General features: G+C 71.0%; 18 protein-coding genes. 12 read left to right on the top strand and 6 right to left on the bottom strand.

The window, feature by feature from the left end; all coding sequences use genetic code 11:
* The first annotated feature begins 14 nt into the window (after positions 1-14).
* From EOW66_RS16515 to EOW66_RS16470, 12 genes are all read left to right on the top strand, one after another.
* Positions 15-1,328 carry a TRAP transporter large permease gene (locus tag EOW66_RS16515; RefSeq protein ID WP_128157393.1) on the top strand — a complete coding sequence of 438 codons (1,314 nt, stop codon included), beginning with the start codon at positions 15-17 and terminating at the stop codon, positions 1,326-1,328.
* 151 nt (positions 1,329-1,479) lie between these two features.
* Entirely contained in the window at positions 1,480-1,620 is a 141-nt protein-coding gene (locus tag EOW66_RS20445) for a hypothetical protein (RefSeq protein ID WP_164881162.1), read from the top strand.
* Between the two features lie 184 nt (positions 1,621-1,804).
* On the top strand, positions 1,805-4,207 hold the full coding sequence (locus EOW66_RS16510) for a Hint domain-containing protein (RefSeq protein WP_164881161.1): 2,403 nt from the start codon (positions 1,805-1,807) through the stop codon (positions 4,205-4,207).
* A 58-nt stretch (positions 4,208-4,265) separates the two neighbouring features.
* A complete protein-coding gene (locus EOW66_RS16505; protein ID WP_128157462.1) occupies positions 4,266-5,033 on the top strand; it encodes a hypothetical protein in 768 nt (255 codons plus the stop codon).
* A 99-nt stretch (positions 5,034-5,132) separates the two neighbouring features.
* Complete coding sequence (locus EOW66_RS20935; protein WP_128157391.1) at positions 5,133-5,555, top strand: Hint domain-containing protein; 423 nt, start codon at positions 5,133-5,135, stop codon at positions 5,553-5,555.
* A gap of 153 nt (positions 5,556-5,708) precedes the next feature.
* The gene (locus EOW66_RS16495) at positions 5,709-6,266 is read left to right on the top strand and encodes an NAD(P)H-dependent oxidoreductase (RefSeq protein ID WP_128157390.1); all 558 of its coding nucleotides are present in this window, start codon (positions 5,709-5,711) and stop codon (positions 6,264-6,266) included.
* 14 nt (positions 6,267-6,280) lie between these two features.
* Positions 6,281-7,735 carry an LLM class flavin-dependent oxidoreductase gene (locus EOW66_RS16490; protein WP_128157389.1) on the top strand — a complete coding sequence of 485 codons (1,455 nt, stop codon included), beginning with the start codon at positions 6,281-6,283 and terminating at the stop codon, positions 7,733-7,735.
* The gene (gene ssuD / locus EOW66_RS16485) at positions 7,732-8,859 is read left to right on the top strand and encodes an FMNH2-dependent alkanesulfonate monooxygenase (protein WP_128157388.1); all 1,128 of its coding nucleotides are present in this window, start codon (positions 7,732-7,734) and stop codon (positions 8,857-8,859) included. Before EOW66_RS16490 ends, ssuD begins: the two co-directional genes overlap by 4 nt.
* Positions 8,860-8,869: 10 nt before the next feature.
* Complete coding sequence (locus EOW66_RS16480) at positions 8,870-9,733, top strand: amidohydrolase family protein (RefSeq protein WP_128157387.1); 864 nt, start codon at positions 8,870-8,872, stop codon at positions 9,731-9,733.
* A gap of 13 nt (positions 9,734-9,746) precedes the next feature.
* A complete protein-coding gene (locus EOW66_RS20845; RefSeq protein ID WP_275402052.1) occupies positions 9,747-9,881 on the top strand; it encodes a hypothetical protein in 135 nt (44 codons plus the stop codon).
* On the top strand, positions 9,878-11,293 hold the full coding sequence (locus EOW66_RS20840) for an FAD/NAD(P)-binding protein (RefSeq protein WP_128157386.1): 1,416 nt from the start codon (positions 9,878-9,880) through the stop codon (positions 11,291-11,293). The genes EOW66_RS20845 and EOW66_RS20840 overlap by 4 nt, the downstream gene beginning before the upstream one ends.
* 100 nt (positions 11,294-11,393) lie before the next feature.
* Positions 11,394-11,669 carry a hypothetical protein gene (locus tag EOW66_RS16470; protein WP_128157385.1) on the top strand — a complete coding sequence of 92 codons (276 nt, stop codon included), beginning with the start codon at positions 11,394-11,396 and terminating at the stop codon, positions 11,667-11,669.
* Here the strand turns inward: EOW66_RS16470 and EOW66_RS16465 are convergent.
* The 6 genes from EOW66_RS16465 to araD are packed head-to-tail and all read right to left on the bottom strand — an operon-like array spanning position 11,630 to position 17,777.
* A complete protein-coding gene (locus EOW66_RS16465; protein WP_128157384.1) occupies positions 11,630-12,664 on the bottom strand; it encodes an aldose epimerase family protein in 1,035 nt (344 codons plus the stop codon). The genes EOW66_RS16470 and EOW66_RS16465 overlap by 40 nt on opposite strands.
* Positions 12,661-13,587 (bottom strand): Gfo/Idh/MocA family protein, encoded by a 927-nt coding sequence (locus tag EOW66_RS16460; RefSeq protein WP_128157383.1) that lies wholly within the window; start codon positions 13,585-13,587, stop codon positions 12,661-12,663. Before EOW66_RS16460 ends, EOW66_RS16465 begins: the two co-directional genes overlap by 4 nt.
* Positions 13,584-14,465: an SMP-30/gluconolactonase/LRE family protein gene (locus tag EOW66_RS16455; protein WP_128157382.1), complete on the bottom strand. Its 882-nt coding sequence runs from the start codon at positions 14,463-14,465 to the stop codon at positions 13,584-13,586. Before EOW66_RS16455 ends, EOW66_RS16460 begins: the two co-directional genes overlap by 4 nt.
* On the bottom strand, positions 14,462-15,079 hold the full coding sequence (locus EOW66_RS16450) for a 2-dehydro-3-deoxy-6-phosphogalactonate aldolase (protein ID WP_128157381.1): 618 nt from the start codon (positions 15,077-15,079) through the stop codon (positions 14,462-14,464). Before EOW66_RS16450 ends, EOW66_RS16455 begins: the two co-directional genes overlap by 4 nt.
* A complete protein-coding gene (locus tag EOW66_RS16445) occupies positions 15,076-15,969 on the bottom strand; it encodes a 2-dehydro-3-deoxygalactonokinase (protein ID WP_128157380.1) in 894 nt (297 codons plus the stop codon). Before EOW66_RS16445 ends, EOW66_RS16450 begins: the two co-directional genes overlap by 4 nt.
* Positions 15,970-16,025: 56 nt before the next feature.
* On the bottom strand, positions 16,026-17,777 hold the full coding sequence (gene araD / locus EOW66_RS16440) for an L-arabinonate dehydratase (RefSeq protein ID WP_128157379.1): 1,752 nt from the start codon (positions 17,775-17,777) through the stop codon (positions 16,026-16,028).
* Positions 17,778-17,787: the final 10 nt, after the last annotated feature.

Below are 17,787 nucleotides of genomic sequence, written 5' to 3'. Positions count from 1 at the left end.
CAGAAAGGGAATACATGGACCCGCTCGTTTCCGGTCTGGCGCTGATCGCGATGCTTGTTCTGACCCTCGGCAGCGGGGTCTGGATCTTTGCCGGACTGCTGCTTGTCTCCTTCGCCGGCCTGCACTTCCTGGTCGGCATGCCGATGGCGCGCGTCTTCACCATCGCCGGCACGATCACCTATCGCAGCGCCTCGACCTGGGAGATGGCCGCGGTGCCGCTGTTCATCTGGGTCGCCGAGCTGATCTTCCGCTCCTCGGTCTCGTCACGGCTGTTCCGCGGGCTGGCCCCCTTCGTCGACCGGATCCCCGGGCGGCTGTTGCACACCAACGTTCTGGGCTGCACGCTGTTCGCCGCGGTCAGCGGCTCGTCGGCCGCGACCACCGCGACGGTGGGCAAGATCACCTCGAAGGAGCTGGTCGCGCGTGGCTATGACCAGAACCTTGCGGTCGGCTCGCTGGCCGGGGCCGGCAGTCTCGGGCTGTTGCTGCCGCCCTCGATCGCGATGATCATCTACGGCATCCTCGCCGAGGTCTCGGTCAGCCGCCTGTTCGCCGCCGGGGTGCTGCCCGGGCTGATGGTTTCGGGGCTCTATTCCGGCTTCATCATGCTGATGGCGCTGCTGCGCCCGGGCATCGCCCCGGCCGGGCATCAGGAATTCGTCTGGCGCGACTATCTGCGCGCGCTGGCGGATCTGGCGCCGGTCGTGGCGCTGATGGGGATCGTTCTCGGCGCGATCTATTCCGGCATCGCCACCCCCTCCGAGGCGGCGGCGGTCGGGGTGCTGGCGGCCTTCGGGGTGCTGGCGCTGCTGCGGGAACTGAGCTGGGAGCTGATCCGGGTCAGCCTGATGGGCACGGTGCGGACCAGCGCGATGGTCTGCATCATCCTGGTCTCGGCCTCGCTGCTGTCGACGACGCTGGGCTATCTGCACCTGCCGCAGGAACTGGGCGCGGCGATCGGCGCGATGAACCTCGATCCGCTGGCCCTGATCACGCTGCTGGCGGCGTTCTACCTGCTGCTCGGGATCTTCGTCGACGGGGTGGCGATCATCGTGATGACGCTGCCGATGACCCTGCCGCTGGTGACGGCGGCGGGCTATGATCCGGTCTGGTTCGGCGTCTTCCTGGTGCTGATGGTCGAGATCGGGCTGCTGACCCCGCCGGTCGGGATCAACCTCTTCGTCTTGCAGGGGCTGACCAACTGGCCGCTCGGGCGGGTGGCGCGGGCCTCGGTGCCGTTCTTCCTGCTGTTCGGGCTTGCGGTGATCCTGCTGGTGCTCTTCCCGCAGCTGGCGCTGTGGCTGCCGAACCAGCTTTACGGCGCATGACCGGCCCGCCGGGGCCCTCGTGGCCCCGGCGCGATCCCGTGCCGGGCGCGGCCCGAAGGCGGCCGGAACGTGGCGCCGGTCCGGCCGGGCCCCCCTTGCTGCAACACGACAGGTTCCCACGCGACCGCGTGCTTCGCTTGGCGGAGACGCAATGACGCTGCATCGCGAAGGCGGGGCGGCGCCGCTGTTTCCGCGTGCGGGGCGGACCTTGCTGCGATGGTTCGCGCGGCCTGCTTTGGCCGGGCCGGCGGGCGGCGACGGGGCTGCGGCCGCCGCAACCGGGCGCAACTGACGCTGATCTGCGTCACCTCTGACATCGAGATGAGAAATGGCACGAATCGCCTGCGCTCGGCTCTCCTCTTCCTGGAGAAGGTCTCGTTCGTGTCACCCTGTTTCCAGCCTGGCGGCGCCCATTCCGGCGCCATCTGCAAGATTGAAGTGTGTGCGCGATTTTGTAGATGGCATGGGAGCGTACGATGGCCGACCTTTACGGCACCAGTGGAAATGACACCTGGACCAACGACAATACCAACGACCGGTATTTCGGCGGCGCCGGCAACGACACGATGACCGGCGGCAACGGCACGCAGGTGCTGTTCCCCGGGTCGAACCCCACTGCCAATGGCGACTGGATCTATGGCGGCAACGGCAACGATGTCTATTACGGCAACGGCAGCAATGACAACCTGATCGAGTACGAGACCGACACCGGCCGCGACACGATGTATGGTGGCAACGGCAACGACACGCTGAATGGCGGCGCCGACAATGATTTTCTGTCTGGGGATGCCGGCGATGATGTCGTGGTCGGCGGGAGCGGGGCCGACACCATGTATGGTGGAACCGGCAACGATTACATGGGGGCTGGCACTGGCAACGACAGCGTGGATGGTGGAGCGGGCAGCGATACGATCCTCGGTGATGCCGGAGATGATTACATCGAGGGCAGAGATGGCAGCGACTGGCTCGAAGGCGGGGCCGGCAACGACACCATCTTCGGGGATGGCCTGACTGATGCGCAGCCCGGCAATGACACGATTATTGGTGGTATCGGGGCTGATAGCCTGCGCGGCGGCGCTGCCGATGACCTGATCTACGGCGGCGATGACAACGACAGCATAACCGGCAATGTCGGCAACGACACGATCTTTGGCGGCGCCGGCGATGATGTGATCGACGGCGGCGACAGCCTCAACCCGCAGGGCGATGACCTCGTCCAGGGCGGCGATGGCAATGACACGATCTGGGGCACCGCCGGGAATGACAGTCTCTACGGCGAGGTCGGCAATGATGTGCTCTATGGCGGCGATGATGCGGATTCGCTGCAGGGCGGTGTCGGCGCGGACTCGCTCTTTGGCGGAGCCGGCAATGACACGCTCTGGGCCGGAACGGGCGACGGGGTCACCGACACCGACGCGAACCTCCTCGATGGCGGCGACGGCAATGACTACATGGTCGGCGAGGCCGGCAATGACTCGTTGCTCGGCGGTGCCGGCGCGGACAGCATGTGGGGCGGTGCCGGCAATGACACGTTGTTCGGCGGGGCGGACAACGACAGCCTGTCGGGTGGCGATGGCGCCGACAATCTGGTTGGTGATGCCGGCGATGATACCCTGCTCGGGAGCGCCGGGAACGATTCACTCTTCGGCGGCGATGGCAACGACAATCTGTGGGGCGGTGACGACAACGACAATCTTGCTGGTGATCTCGGCAACGACACCCTGTCGGGCGAGGCCGGCAATGATTCGCTTTTCGGCGGCGACGGTGCGGACAGCCTGTCGGGTGGCGATGGCGATGATGTGCTTCAGGGCGAGAACGGCGCGGATACGCTGGTGGGCGATCTGGGCAATGATGTGCTCTGGGGGGGGGCGGACAGCGACCTGCTCCTGGGCGGCGATGGCAACGACTGGCTTGAAGGCGAGGCCGGCAACGACACGCTGACCGGCGGAACCGGCGACGACGTCTTCGTGTGGGACCAGGCCAGCGATGACGTGATCACCGATTTCGGCACCGACAGCGGCGGGCCCTACACCGATGCAAACCAGTCGAACAACGACTTCGTCGATCTGAGCGGCATCTTCAACGATGCGACGCTCGCGGCCTACAACGCCGCGAACGGCACGAATTTCGCCCAGCCGATCATGGCGATGAACCACGATCTGGCCGATGGCGTCATCAGCTTCAACGGCACCGACATGAGCGGGCCGACGCTGACCATGACCGGCATCACCGGCGGGCTGACATGGGATCAGACGAATGTCGTGTGCTTCGCCTCGGGCACGATGATCAAGACGCGGCACGGCGAGGTCGCGGTCGAAGATCTCCAGCCCGGCGCGCAGGTGCTGACGCTCGATTCGGGCTATCAGCCGCTGCGCTGGATCGGCGGGCGCGAGGTCGGGGCGGCGGAACTTGCGCAGCATCCGAAGCTGCGCCCGATCCGGATCCGGGCCGGCGTTCTGGGGCTGAACCAGCCCGAGCGCGACCTGCTCGTCTCGCCCCAGCACCGGGTGCTTGTCCGTTCCCGCGTCGCCGAGCGGATGTTCGGCGAGGCCGAGGTGCTTGTCGCGGCGAAGCATCTGCTGGCCCTCGACGGGGTCGAGATCGCCGAGGACGTGACCGAGGTGACCTATTGGCACTTCCTCTTCGACACGCATCAGGTGGTGTTCTCGAACGGTGCGGCGACGGAAAGCCTGTTCACCGGGCCCGAGGCGCTGAAGGCAGTCAGCCCCGAGGTCCGCGAGGAAATCCTGGCGCTGTTCCCCGAATTCGCCCTCGGTCTGGGCGCCGAGACCGAGGCGGTGCGCCGCCTCGTTCCGGGGCGCGCGGCCCGGCAGATGGCGGAGCGGGTCTTGCGCAACCGCAAGACGCTGGTCGCCTGACCGCCCGGATGCGGGCCACGCTCCCCCGTGGCCCGCACCTTGCATGGATGGACTGCGAATGGATGTTGGCATCACCCTGGAACGCCCGGACTACAGCCCGAAATCCGGGCCGGTGACGGTGGGCTGGTTCCTGCTCGAGGACAGCGGCTCGGCGGTGCTGTTCCCGCCCGAACGGCTGAGCAATCGGGGGGCGAACCGGACCCATGCGAAAACCGCCTCCCGCTGCCCCGGCGTGGTGCAGCTGGAAAGCCGGTATTTCGTGCTGCGCTGCCCCTATGACCTGCATATCGGCTTCGAACGCGATGCGCAGGGCGTCGCGCGGCTGGTCAACCGGGCCGGCCCGCAGGGCGCGGTGCGCGCCGGCAAGCTCGGCAAGATCCTGCATCTGGTGAACGAGGCGGAGTGGCGCTTTCCGGACCGCCCGACGATCCAGCTCAGCCTTGGCTATTGCTTTGCCGCCGAAGAGATCTGCTATGTCACGCAGCTCGACGCTTTCGCGCATTACCGCCCCACGCCGCTGCCCGGGACGATCTTCGGCGGGCGCTTCCCGATCCATGCCTGGGTGCGGCCGCTGATGTGGGCCTTTGAATGGCACGACACCGGCAAGGACCTTGTGCTCAAGCGCGGCAATCCGCTGTGCTATTGCCAGTTCGAGGCCGATGGTCCCGACCGTCCGATCCAGCTGATCGCGGTCGAGCGCACGCCCGAACTCGAACGCTGGGTCGCCTCGATGCAAGGCGTGGCCTCGTTGATCAACCAGACCTTCAGCCTGTTTCGCGCGACGGAGCAGGCGCGTCCGGCAAAGCTTCTGGTGCCGAAGTCGTGACGCGCTTTGGCGGCGCCGGGTGAGCGCTTGTGAGCGGGCGGCCGGTCGCTTTCAACGCTATTTCGCCGCCAGGAGGTGGGACATGGCGGCCCATGACATGTGGGCGTGGACGGCGTCGGAACGATTGCCTCGCACCTCGACAGCCCCGTCGTGCCGTGCTTTTCGGCCGGAACCCTGATCCGGACGTCGCGGGGCGAGGGCCGTGTCGAAACCCTGCGCTGTGGCGATCTGGTGCTGACGCTCGACAACGATGCGCGCTGTGCTGGATCGGGGCGCGTGTTCCAAAGCTCGTCGCCGCACCGCAATCAAAGGCAGATGCGGCGCGCCAGGCCATTGCCAGGTCCAGGGCGTCCCGTCTGGTCGCGCGGCATCAGCGCAACAACCGGGCTCTCGTTCCCTGAGCGCGGGCCGCGGCCTTTGAGCAAACGCCATGTGCCGCGGCGGTGTCCGGCGGCAGGGCCGCCGTCTTCACGATGCCACGCGCTGCCCGGAGCCGGGCGACCACCGTCTTCCGGGCGGTGAGTCCGGCCGGATCGGCGCGCGGCGGAAAACTCTTCTCCCTGCCGCGTCCCGGAGAGCGGTTTTCAGCTCCAAACCCGGCGGAGTTTGGAATGGCGACAGAGCGGTCCCGACTTTATCAATTATCTACAGATAAAGTCGTCATTTGGAGCCGCCATGTCCGGTCCCCGTTTCGCAGCCTTTGCCGGTTCCTGGAGCCGGCCGTCGAAGACCCGCACGCTGGTCGAGACCATCGCCGCCCGCGCCACCGCCCGCTTCGGCGGCGATGCCCATGTCTTCGATGTCGATGACCTCGGCCCCGGCTTCGGCGCGCTGCGCGAGGGCGGGGCGCCCGCGCCCGACCGCCATCGCGCGGCGTTCCTTGCGGCCGATGCGCTGATCGTCGCAAGCCCGGTGTTCAAGGGCAGCTACACCGGCCTTTTCAAGCATTTCCTCGACCTGATCGAGCCCGGGGCGCTGGCCGGCAAACCGGTCCTGCTGGCAGCCTGCGGTGGCGGCGAGCGCCACGCGCTGGTGATCGAACATCAGCTGCGGCCGCTGTTCGGCTTCTTCGAGGCGATCACCCTGCCGACCGGTCTTTATGCCTCGGCGGCCGATTTCGCCGCGGGCGCGCTGCGCGCCGGCCCGATCCACGAGCGCCTTGACCGCGCCGTGGCGCAATTCGCCCCGCACCTTCCCCACGCCCTTGCCGCGCCGCTGCGCGTGGCCGGCTGAGACAGGAGTTTCCGATGACCACCCAAGCGAAGAAACGCATCATTCTGAACGCCTTCGACATGACCTGCGTCGGTCATCAGGCGGCCGGCACCTGGCGCCATCCGTCAAGCCAGGCGTCGCGCTATAATGACCTCGAGTATTGGACCAACCTCGCGATCGAGCTCGAACGCGGCGCCTTCGACAGCCTGTTCATCGCCGATGTGGTGGGGGTCTACGACGTCTATCGCGGCTCGGCCGCGGCGGCGCTGCACGACGCGGCGCAGGTGCCGGTGAACGACCCGTTCGGCGCGATCTCGGCGATGGCGGCAGTGACGCGCAACCTCGGCTTCGGCATCACCGCGGCGGTGACCTTCGAGCATCCCTATCTGCTCGCCCGCCGGCTCTCGACCCTCGACCATCTGACGAAGGGGCGTGTCGCGTGGAACGTGGTGTCGTCCTATCTCGACAGCGCGGCGCGCAACATCGGCCTTGACCGGCAGATCGGTCACGATGCGCGCTATGACCTCGCCGAGGAATACATGGAAGTCACCTACAAGCTGTGGGAGGGCAGCTGGGAGCCGGGCGCGGTGCTGCGCGACAAGGAGAGGGGGATCTTCACCGATGCCGCGAAGGTGCACCCGATCCGCCACGAGGGCGCCTATTTCAAGGTGCCGGGCTTCCACCTGTGCGAGCCCTCGCCGCAGCGCACGCCGGTGATCTTCCAGGCCGGGGCGAGTGCCCGTGGCCGGAAGTTCGCCGCCCGCCATGCCGAGGCGATGTTCGTGCTGGCGACCAGCCCCGAGACCGCGAAGACGCTGACCGATGCGATCCGCGCCGAGGTGGCGGCGGCCGGGCGTGAAGCCGACAGTCTGAAGATCTTCGCGCTGCTCACCGTCATCACCGGCCCGACCGACGAGGCGGCGCAGCGCAAGTATGAGGAATACCTCGACTATGCCAGCGCCGAGGGGGTGCTCGCGCTTTACGGCGGCTGGACCGGGCTCGATTTCTCGACCCTCGATCCCGATCAGCCGCTGACCGCGGTCGAGAATGACAGCCTGCGCACCACGCTCGAATCCCTTGCCGCCGATGGCGAGGCCTGGACGGTGCGCGACGTGATCCGCAAGCGGTCGATTGGCGGGCTTGGCCCGGTGCTGGTCGGCGGGCCGCAGACGGTGGCCGATGCGCTCGAACGCTGGGTCGACGAGGGCGGCATCGACGGCTTCAACCTCGCCTATGCGATCACCCCGGCCTCGACCACCGATTTCATCGATTTCGTGGTGCCGGAGCTGCGCCGGCGCGGCCGCGCGCAGCAGGGCTATGCCCCCGGCACGCTGCGCGAGAAGCTGCTGGGCGATGCGGGCGGCCTTGCCCGCGACAGCCACCCCGCCGCGCAGTGGCGCCACCATTACATCGGCCGCGAAAGCGTCGCCGACGCCTCGCGCCCCTCGGCCTTCGACCGGCTGGGCGATGTTTCGGAGGCGGCGGAATGAGCGCGCCCGAGATCTTCTGGTTCCTGCCGACCTCGGGCGACACGCGCTATCTTGGCACCTCGGATTTCGGCCGGGCGCCCGAGCCCGCCTATCTGCGCGACATCGCCACCACCGCCGACCGGCTGGGCTATGACGGGATGCTGATCCCGACCGGGGCAAGCTGCCTCGACCCCTGGGTGGTGGCGGCGGCGCTGGCGCCGGTGACGCGGCGGCTGAAGCTTCTGGTGGCGCTGCGCAGCTCGATCAGCGGGCCGACGGCGGCGGCGCGGCAGGCGGCGACGCTGGATGCGGCGCTCGACGGGCGGCTTTTGCTCAATGTCGTGCCGGGCGGCGACCCGCGCGAGCTGGCCGCCGACGGCGCCTTCTTCAGCCACGACGGCCGCTATGAGAATGCCGGGGAATTCCTGACCGTGTGGAAGCGGCTGATGGCCGGCGAGACCGTCGATTTCGAGGGCCGGCATCTCCGCGTCGAGGGGGCGCGGAACGCCCACCCCGGCCCGCAGCGCCCGCACCCGCCGCTTTACTTCGGCGGCTCGTCGCCCGCCGCGCATGCGCTCGCCGCGCAGCATGTCGATGTCTATCTGACCTGGGGCGAGCCGCCCGCGGCGGTGGCGGAAAAGATCGCCGATGTGCGGGCGCAGGCGGCGGCACAGGGGCGCGAGGTGCGTTTCGGGATTCGTCTGCATGCGATCGTGCGCGAGACCGAGGCCGAGGCCTGGGCCGAGGCGGAGCGGCTGATCAGCCGGCTGACCGACGACGACATCGCCCGTGCCCAGGCGAATTATGCGGGCATGGATTCGGTCGGGCAGGGCCGGATGGCGGCGCTGCACGGCGGCCGGCGCGACCGGCTCGAGGTGGCGCCCAACCTCTGGGCCGGGGTCGGTCTGGTGCGCGGCGGCGCGGGCACCGCGCTTGTCGGCGATCCCGACACGGTGGTCGCGCGGATGCGCGAATACCAGGCGCTCGGCATCGAGACCTTCGTGATGTCGGGCTATCCGCATCTCGAGGAGGCGATCCGCTTCGCCGAACTGATCTTCCCGCGCATCGGCAAGGCGGCCGTGACCGAGCAGGGCACGAGCCAGACCGGCGGCGCCTTCGACCTGCGCGCGCGCGCCGCTTCCTGAGGACAAAGCCATGACCTTTTCCGTCATCGACATGCGCTGCCGCCCGGCCTTCCTGCACGATTTCTTCGGCAGGACGCCCGGCACCCCCGAGTTCGACACCGTGCGCTGGCTCAACCGCCGCGTCGGCACCCGTGGGCCGGACACCCATTTCACCCGCTCCGCCACCGGGGCGGGTTTTCTGGCCGAGATCGGCGATGCGGGCCTGGCGCGCGCCGTGGTCGTCGGCCGCCACACCCCGGCGCAGCATCTGCGAAATGACGAGATCGCGCGCATCGTCGCGCTCGACCCGGCGCGGCTGAGCGGCATCGGTGCGGTCGATCCGGTGTTGCAGGGCCCCGAGGCGGCGATCGCCGAGGCGCGCCGCGCCGTGGGCCCGCTCGGGCTGCGCGGCATCGACCTCGAGCCCGGTTTCGGCACGCCGCCGCGCCACCCCGACGATCCGGCCTATCTGCCGGTCTACGAATGGGCCGCGGCCGAGGGCGTGCCGGTCTTCCTGATGAGCGGGCCGACGACGCCGGCGCCGCGGTTCAACGACCCGGCCGGGCTCGCTGCCGTGGCGCGGCTGTTCCCGACGCTGAAGATCGGCGTCTTTCACGGCTACTGGCCGAATGTGCACGACATCCTCGGTCTCGCCTTCCGGCACGAGACGATCCACATCATCCCGGACATGTATCTCTTCCAGGCCGGCAGTCAGGCCTATGTCGAGGCGGCGAACGGCTGGCTTGGCGATCAGCTGCTGTTCGGCTCGTCCTATCCGTTCCGCCCGATCGGGCAGAGCATCGAGGACGCGCTGCAGCTCGGCCTGCGCGAGGAGGTGCTCGGCCGGTTCTTCCATGACAATGCGGCGCGGCTTCTGGGCCTCGCGGCCGGTTGAAAGGGGAACCGCGATGACCGACACCCGCTTTCCCGCACCCGATGCGCAGATCCGCCTGATGCTCGCCCGCCGGCACGACATTGCGCAGCGGGCGATCCCCGATCTGATCGCCCGGCGCAAGGCCGCGCCGGTCGGGGCCGTGGCATGAGCGCGGCCGCGGACCTGCCGGTGGTGGCGATCATCGGCGGCGGTTTCACCGGGGCGAGCACCGCCTTCCACCTGGCCCGGGCCCTGGACAGCCCGGCGCGGATCGTGGTGATCGAGCCGCGCGCGCAGCTTGGTCAGGGGCTGGCCTATGCGACGCGCGATCCGAGCCACCGCATCAACGTGCCCGCCGCGCGGATGACGATGGACAGCGCCGCGCCGGGCGGGTTGCAGACCTGGGTCGAGACCCGCCGGCCCGCGCTTTCGGTCGGCACCCGACTGGCCACGGGCGAGCTTTTCGTGCAGCGCGGCCTTGTCGGCGAGTATGTCGCCGCGGCGCTGGCGCCGCTGCTGGCCGCGGGGCGGGTCGAACATCTGCGGGCGCGGGCGGTGACGCTGGTGCGCGGCGCGCGTTTCACCCTTGGCTGCGACGACGGCCGCAGGCTGGTGGCCGATCTGGTGGTGCTTGCCACCAGCCATCCGCCGCCCGGCGTGCCCGCGGTCCTTGCGCCGCTCGCCGGTTCGGCGCGGCTGATCGCCGACAGCAGCGACGGCGCGCGGCTGCGCGTGCTGGCGCGGGACGCGCGCAACCTGCTGATCGTCGGCACCGGGCTGACCTCGGCCGACGTGATCGCCAGCCTCGACCGGCAGGGCTTCGCCGGCCGGATCACCGCGCTGTCGCGGCGCGGCCTGCGCCCGCGCGGGCACGCCTTCGGCCATCCGGACTCGGCGGCCGATTTCGCCACCGATCCCGCCCGCACCGCGCTTGCGCTGCTGCGCCGGGTCCGGGCGGCGGTGCGGCGCGATGCGGGCGCGGGCCTGCCCTGGCAGGCGACGCTCGACAACGTGCGCCGTGACGGGCCGGTGATCTGGGCGGCGCTGCCGCTGGCCGAGCGCGCGCGGCTGGTGCGCCGGCTGCGGGTGTGGTGGGACGTGCACCGCTTCCGCATCGCGCCGCAGCTCGAGGCGGTGATCGAGCGCCGCCTTGCCGAGGGCCGGCTGTCGATCGTGGCGGGGCGGCTTTTGTCGGCGCAGGAGAGCGCGGCCGGGGTCGAGCTGCGCTGGCACGACCGGCGCGCGGGGGCGCACGCGGGGCTCTTCGATGCGGTGATCCTGACCACCGGCCCGGCGCATGGTGCGATCCTGCGCGAGATGCCGCTCTTTGCCGCGATGGCCGCGGCCGGGCTGATCCGCGCCGACCCGCTGCAGCTCGGGCTCGATGTGACCGAGGGCTGCCGCGCCGTCGGCCGCGATGGTGCGCCGGTGCCCGGCCTGTTCGTCGCCGGCCCGCTGGCGCGCGGCCATGTGGGCGAGCTGATGGGCATTCCCGAGGTGACGCAGCACGCCGAGCGGGTCGCTGCCCGTCTGGCGCAGGCGCTGGCCGGGCGGGCGCGCCCGGTCGCGCACAGCGCCTGATCCGACCGAGACCGACCTCCGGAGCGGGCGCCCGCGTGGCGCCCGGCCGATCCCCCATGCCCGCCGGACCGGCCGGGCCAGACAGGAGACGACCATCACCTTGCATGACACCCGGACCGAAATTCCCGGGACCGCGGCGCTGAAGGCCCGGTTCCGGCCGGTTTTCGATCGCATCGCCGAGGGCGGGCTGCGCCGCGAGCGCGAGCGCATCCTGCCCTTCGAGGAGATCGGCTGGCGCAAGGAGTCGGGGTTTACCGCGCTGCGCGTGCCGGTCGACAGCGGCGGGGCAGGGGGGGCGGCTTCGCGACAGGCCGCCGGGAGCGGACCCGGCGCCGCTCAGTCCGCGGTGAAGCGCAGCGACATCTGCGCCCGATAGGGCGTGCCGGGGCGCAGGATGGGGGAGGGCAGGCCGGGCCCGGGCGGCATGTTCACCGCATTGGGCCAGGTCTGCGGTTCGAGGCAGATCGCATCCTGGCAGGCATAGGCGCGGCCGTTCTTGCCGCGCACCGAGCCGTCGAGCGCGTCGCCGGTATAGACCTGCAGCCCCGGCTGATCGGTGCACAGCGTCATCCGGCGCCCGGTCACCGGGTCGAACAGCTCGGCCCGGCCGGCGTCGAGGCACAGGCAATGGTCGTATCCGCCGATCACGCCGCTGCGCACCGCGGTCACCGGCAGGCGGCCGGTGCGGAAGTCGAAGGGGGTGGCGCCGACCGGCGCGGGGGCGCGCGGGATCGCGTGCGCGTCGACCGGCAGATAGCGCGCGGCCGCCACCGTCAGCCGGTAGTCGAGCGCCGAGCGCGGCCGCGTCGCCAGACCGCGCGCCCCGGCGAGTGCGAAGAAGCTGTGATGGGTCATCGCGACCGGCGTCGGCGCGTCGGTCTGCGCCTCGTGGGTGATGCGCAGCACCGCGGCACCGGCCTCGGCGCTCAGGGCATAGGTGACGCGGGCATGCACCCGGCCCGGAAAGCCCTGATCGCCGGCGGGCGAGACGAGGCCGAGCCGGACCGCGCCGGGGCTTTCGGCCTCGATCTGCCACAGCCGGCGGTCCCAGCCGTCGGGGCCGCCGTGCAGGGTGGTGCTGCCCTCGTTCACCGCAAGCCGCACCTCGCGCCCGTCGAGCAGGAAGCGCCCGCCGGCGATCCGGTTCGCGACCCGGCCGATGGTGGCGCCGAAGAAGCTGCGATGCGCCAGATAGCCCGCCAGCCCGTCGTGGCCCAGAACGATGTCGTCCGGCGTGCCCGTCCGGTCGGGCACAACGAGGGTCTGCAGCGCCGCCCCGAAGGTGATGATCCGCGCCGTCACCCCGCCGGCGGCCAGGGTGAGGCGCTCGACCTCGCGGCCGTCGGGCAGGGTGCCGAAGGGCTCTCTCATCCGTCGAAGGCCTCGACCAGGCGCCGCTCGCCCAGCAGGAAGATGTCGGCCACGAGCTGCAGCGGCGCCAGGTCGACCTCGGAGGCGCCCGCGGCGATCAGTTCGGCAAAGCGGGCGTAGAGGCGGGGATATTCCGCATCCCCGGCGGCGATCTGGGTCTGGCCGCCGACGCTCAGCGTCGCGCCGCCGTCGCTCAGCACGATCTCGGGCCCGTCGCAGAGCACCCGGATCTGCCAGGTCTGCGGGCCGGTCTGGCGCCAGTCGAAATCGGCCTCGACCGGCACGCCCGAGGCGGTGCGCATCCGGATCCGGGCGGCGATCGGGGTCTGGCGGTTGGCGGGCACCTCGAGCACCGCAGCCAACGGGTGCAGCCGTTCGGGCAGGATCTGCGTCACCACCGAGAGCGCGTTGATGCCCGGATCGAAGACGCCGAGCCCGCCGGGCTGCCAGATCCAGTCCTGGCCCGGATGCCAGCGGCGCACGTCCTCCTTCCAGATGATCTCGACCGCGCGGATCGGGGCGTGGGCAAGGCGGCGGCGGGCCTCCTCGACCGCGGCGGCGGCGCGGCTGTGCCAGGTGGCAAACAGCGTCACGCCGCGCGCGCGCGCCAGTGCGGCCAGGGTCTCGACCTCGCTGACCGAGGTGCCCGGCGGCTTTTCCAGCATCACGTGACGGCCGGCGCGGATCGCCGCCGCGGCCTGCTCGAAGCGGCCCTGCGGCGGCGTGCACAGGGTGAGCGCGGCGATCCCCGGCTCGGCCGCCAGCAGGGCGTCGATACCGGGATAGGCGGGTAGGCCGTCGAGGCCGCCCGCGGGGTCGGCGATCGCCACGAGGCGCAGCGCCGGGGTGGCGGCGAGCGCCGGCAGGTGCTGCTTGCGGGCGATGGTGCCAAGGCCGGCGAGGCCGATCGGGGTGGGGGTCATCTGAGGTCTCCGTGCAGTCGGAAGGCGGGTTCCGGCCGGCCCTGCAGGCCGTCGGTGCGGCAGAAGGTGGCGCCCGAAAGCGGCGCGGCGGCGAGCGCCCCGGGCGACAGCTCCTGTGTGGCCGAGGTGCAGAACAGCGTGCGGAAGTCCGGCCCGCCATAGGCGGGGCAGGTGACATGGGGGGCGGGCAGCAGGTCGCGCGCGCCGATCTCGCCGCTGGCCGAGACGGTGAGCACCGCCCCCGCCCCCCACAACGCGATGCGCAATGTGCCATCGGCCAGCGTCACCGCGCCATCGGGCCAGAGCCCCGCGGCGGCGAAATCGACGAAGACCTCGGGCGCGGCGGCGGGCCAGCCCTGCGCGTCGAGCGCAACGCGGAACAGCAGGCCGCGCGCGGTGTCGGCGAAATAGCCCCGCGTCCGGTCCGGCGCGAAGCACAGCGCGTTCGGGATGGTGAGGCCGGCCACGACCGGCCGCAGCCGGCCCTCGAACAGGCGGTGGATCGCCCCGGCCCCGGGGGCGGCGTCCTTCGCCATGGTGCCGATCCAGAACCCGCCCCAGGGGTCGGCGCGGCCGTCGTTCGAGCGGGTCTCGGGGCGGTCGGCCTCGAGATCCGCCAGCCGCTGCGTGCACCGCCCGGCCGGGATGTCGAACACCGACAGCCCGGTTTCGGAGGCGATCAGCAGCCGGTCGCGGTCGATCCAGGCAGCGGCGGAACAGATCTCGGGCAGGGCCCATTCGCCGGTCTCGCCGGTTTCGGGCAGGCGCGACAGCAGCCGGCGGCCGGTGACATCGAACCAGAACAGCGCGCCGCGGCCGGGGTGCCACAGGGCGCCCTCGCCAAGCGCGCAGATCCGGGGGTCGAACGGATCGCTCATGCCGGCCCCCCGGCCGCGTCATAGGCGACGATCACCGCCCGCGCCCGCGCCGCGACCGCATCCGCCGTCAGGCCGGGGGCATAAAGCGCGGTGCCGAGGCCGAAGCCGTCGGCCCCGGCGGCCCGCCAGGCGGCGAAATTGCCGGGCCCGGCGCCGCCCACGGCATAGACCTGCGTTGCGGGCGGCAGCACTGCGCGCAGCGCCCGCAGCCCCTCGGGGCCGGCGAGCGCGCCGGGGAACAGCTTCAGCCCGGTCGCACCCGCGCGCAGCGCCGCGAAGGCCTCGGTCGGGGTGAACACCCCGGGCCAGCAATCCAGCCCCTGCGCCACCGCCGCGCCGATCACCTGCGCATCGGTGTTGGGCGAGACGATCAGCCGCCCCCCCGCGGCGCGGACCTGCGCCACCTCCTGCGCCGTCAGCACGGTGCCGGCGCCGATCCGGACCTCGCTGCGCCCGGCAAAGGCCCGCGCCAGCCGCGCGATCGAGACCAGCGGCTCGGGCGAGTTCAGCGGCACCTCGATCGTCGTGATGCCGGCCTCGACGAGCGCCTGCCCGACGGCAACGGCGTCGCCGGGCGGCAGCCCGCGCAGGATCGCGATCAGCTTGCGTGTCATGTCGTTCCTCCGTTCCGGGCAAGGGCGAGACCGCGGCACACCAGCGCCCCGGCCCCGATCGCGCGCGCCGCGATGCCCGCCTGTGCCAGCGCGTCGAGATAGGCCCGGGCCAGTGCCTCGGCGCCGATCACCACGCAGTCTTGCGCGGGCGGCTGCGCGGCAAGCTCGGCGCCGATCAGCAGGCCCGAGAGCCGCGCCCGCGCCGCCACCGGATCGAGCCCGGCGAGCAGCGCCTCGGCGCGCAGCGCGAAGAGCCCGGCGAGGCCGCCGCCGTCGAGCCCCTGCCGCACCCCGTGCCGGAACGCGGCCGGATCCGTGCCGTCCGGCGCGAGCGTCAGGCGCAGCACCGAGTGCGTCGCGAGCAGGGCGAACAGCTCTCCGGTCATCCAGGTGGTGAAGCCGGTGACGCGGCCACCGGCGACGCGCACATGTTTCGAATGCGTGCCGGGCAGGATCAGGGTGCCGGCGAAACCGGGCTCCCCGGCCAGAAACCCGGCGATCTGGGTTTCCTCGCCGCGCATCACGTCGGCGGGGGCGTGCTGGCACAGGCCGGGCACGATCTCGACGGCAAGGCGCGGATCGCGGGCGCGCAGGCGCAGCGTCTCGCCGGCGGCGACGGGCGGGCAGGGGACGGGGCGATAGGGCGCCTCGGCCCAGCCCTGGCGGGCACCGACCATGCCGCAGGCGATGACCGGCGTCGTGCCGGAACCGAGCCAGGGCCCGACGAGGCGCAGCAGCGCCGGCTCGAAACCGTCGGGCGCCAGGCTGGCCATGCCCTCGGCCGAGACCGCCTCGGCGATCGGCGCCGTGCCGCGCATGGCGAAGGCGCGCAGCGCCGAGGTGCCCCAGTCGACTGCGATCCAGTCCGGCGTGATCCGCGCAGAAACCATCGTGCTGTCCTGTCCTTGCCGCTGTGCGGCGGCCGGGGCCGGCCGGAGCGCCGCGCTCAATGCGCTTCCTTGCCGACCGCGTTGCCGCGGCAGCCGACGAGGAAGTCGAGGTCGGCCCCGGTCTCGGCGCCCTGCACATGGGTCTGGTGCAGCCAGGCATAGCCGCTTTGCGGCGCCTCCCCGGCCGGTCGCCACGCGGCCAGACGCGCGGCCAGCTCGGCCTCGGAGATGTCCAGATGCAGGCGCCGGTTCGGCACGTCGAGCTCGATCATGTCGCCGTCGCGCACCACCGCGAGCGGGCCGCCCGCCGCCGCCTCGGGCGCGGTGTGCAGCACCACGGTGCCATAGGCGGTGCCCGACATCCGGGCGTCGGAAATCCGCACCATGTCGGTGATCCCCTTCCTCAGCACCTTGGCGGGCAGGCCCATGTTGCCGACCTCGGCCATGCCGGGATAGCCCTTCGGGCCGCAGTTCTTCAGCACCATCACGCAGGTCTCGTCGATGTCGAGCGCATCATCGTCGATCCGCGCCTTGTAATCGTCGATGTCCTCGAACACCACGGCGCGGCCGCGATGCACCAGCAGATGGGCCGAGGCCGCCGAGGGTTTCAGCACCGCGCCGTTCGGCGCGAGGTTGCCCTTCAGCACGGCGATTCCGCCCTGCGCGGTCAGGGGCCGGTCGGCGGGCAGGATCACCTCCTCGTTCCAGTTCCGCACCTCTTTCACCTCGTCCCAGATCGAATGACCGGAGACCGTCAGCGCGTCCTTGTGCAGCGTGCCGTTCTCGCCCAGCCGTCGGATCACCACCGGCAGGCCGCCGGCATAGAAGAACTCTTCCATCAGGTATTTGCCCGAGGGCATCAGGTTGACGATGGTGGCGACGTCGCGGCCGCAACGGTCCCAGTCGTCGAGCGTCAGATCGACGCCGACGCGGCCGGCCAGCGCGAGCAGGTGGATCACCGCATTGGTCGAGCCGCCGATCGCGCCATTGGTGCGGATCGCATTCTCGAAGGCCTGTTTGGTCAGGATGTCCGAGGGTTTCAGGTCGTCCTTCACCATCTGCACGATGCGCCGCCCGGAGACCTGCGCCATCACCCGCCGGCGCGAGTCGACGGCCGGGATCGCGGCGTTGCCCGACAGTGCCATGCCGAGCGCCTCGGCCATCGAGGCCATCGTCGAGGCGGTGCCCATCGTGTTGCAGGTGCCCGAGGAGCGGCTCATCGAGGCCTCGGCCTCGAGAAACTCGGCCTGGGTCATCTCGCCGGCCTTCACCGCCTCGGAGAATTTCCACAGATGCGTGCCCGAGCCCACCCGCTCGCCGCGGAACCAGCCGTTCAGCATCGGCCCGCCGGTGACCACGATCGAGGGGATGTCGCAGCTTGCCGCCGCCATCATCAGCGAGGGCGTGGTCTTGTCGCAGCCGACAAGCAGCACCGCGCCGTCGATCGGCTGGCCGCGGATGGTTTCCTCGATCGCGAGGGCGGCGAGGTTGCGAAACATCATCGCCGTCGGCCGGAAGGTGTTTTCCGAGGCCGAGAACACCGGCACCTCGACCGGGAAGCCACCGGCCTCCCAGACCCCGGCCTTCACCTTTTCGGCGAGCTCGCGCAGATGGCCGTTGCAGGGCGTCAGGTCGGACCAGGTGTTCAGGATGCCGATGATCGGCCGGCCGTCGAACAGATCGTGCGGGTAGCCCTGATTTTTCAGCCAGCCGCGGTGATAGATGACATCGCGGGACTCGCCGCCATACCAGGCTTGCGAGCGCAGCGGGCGCGGCCAGGGGGCGGGGGTGAAGGAGCGGGCGGACATCGGGAAACCC

Source organism: Paenirhodobacter huangdaonensis (genome assembly GCF_004022465.1).
GTDB classification, from domain to species: Bacteria; Pseudomonadota; Alphaproteobacteria; order Rhodobacterales; family Rhodobacteraceae; genus Rhodobacter; species Rhodobacter huangdaonensis.
The sequence above is the reverse complement of the archived record's forward strand: the minus strand, read 5'-3'. Positions and strand labels throughout refer to the sequence as shown.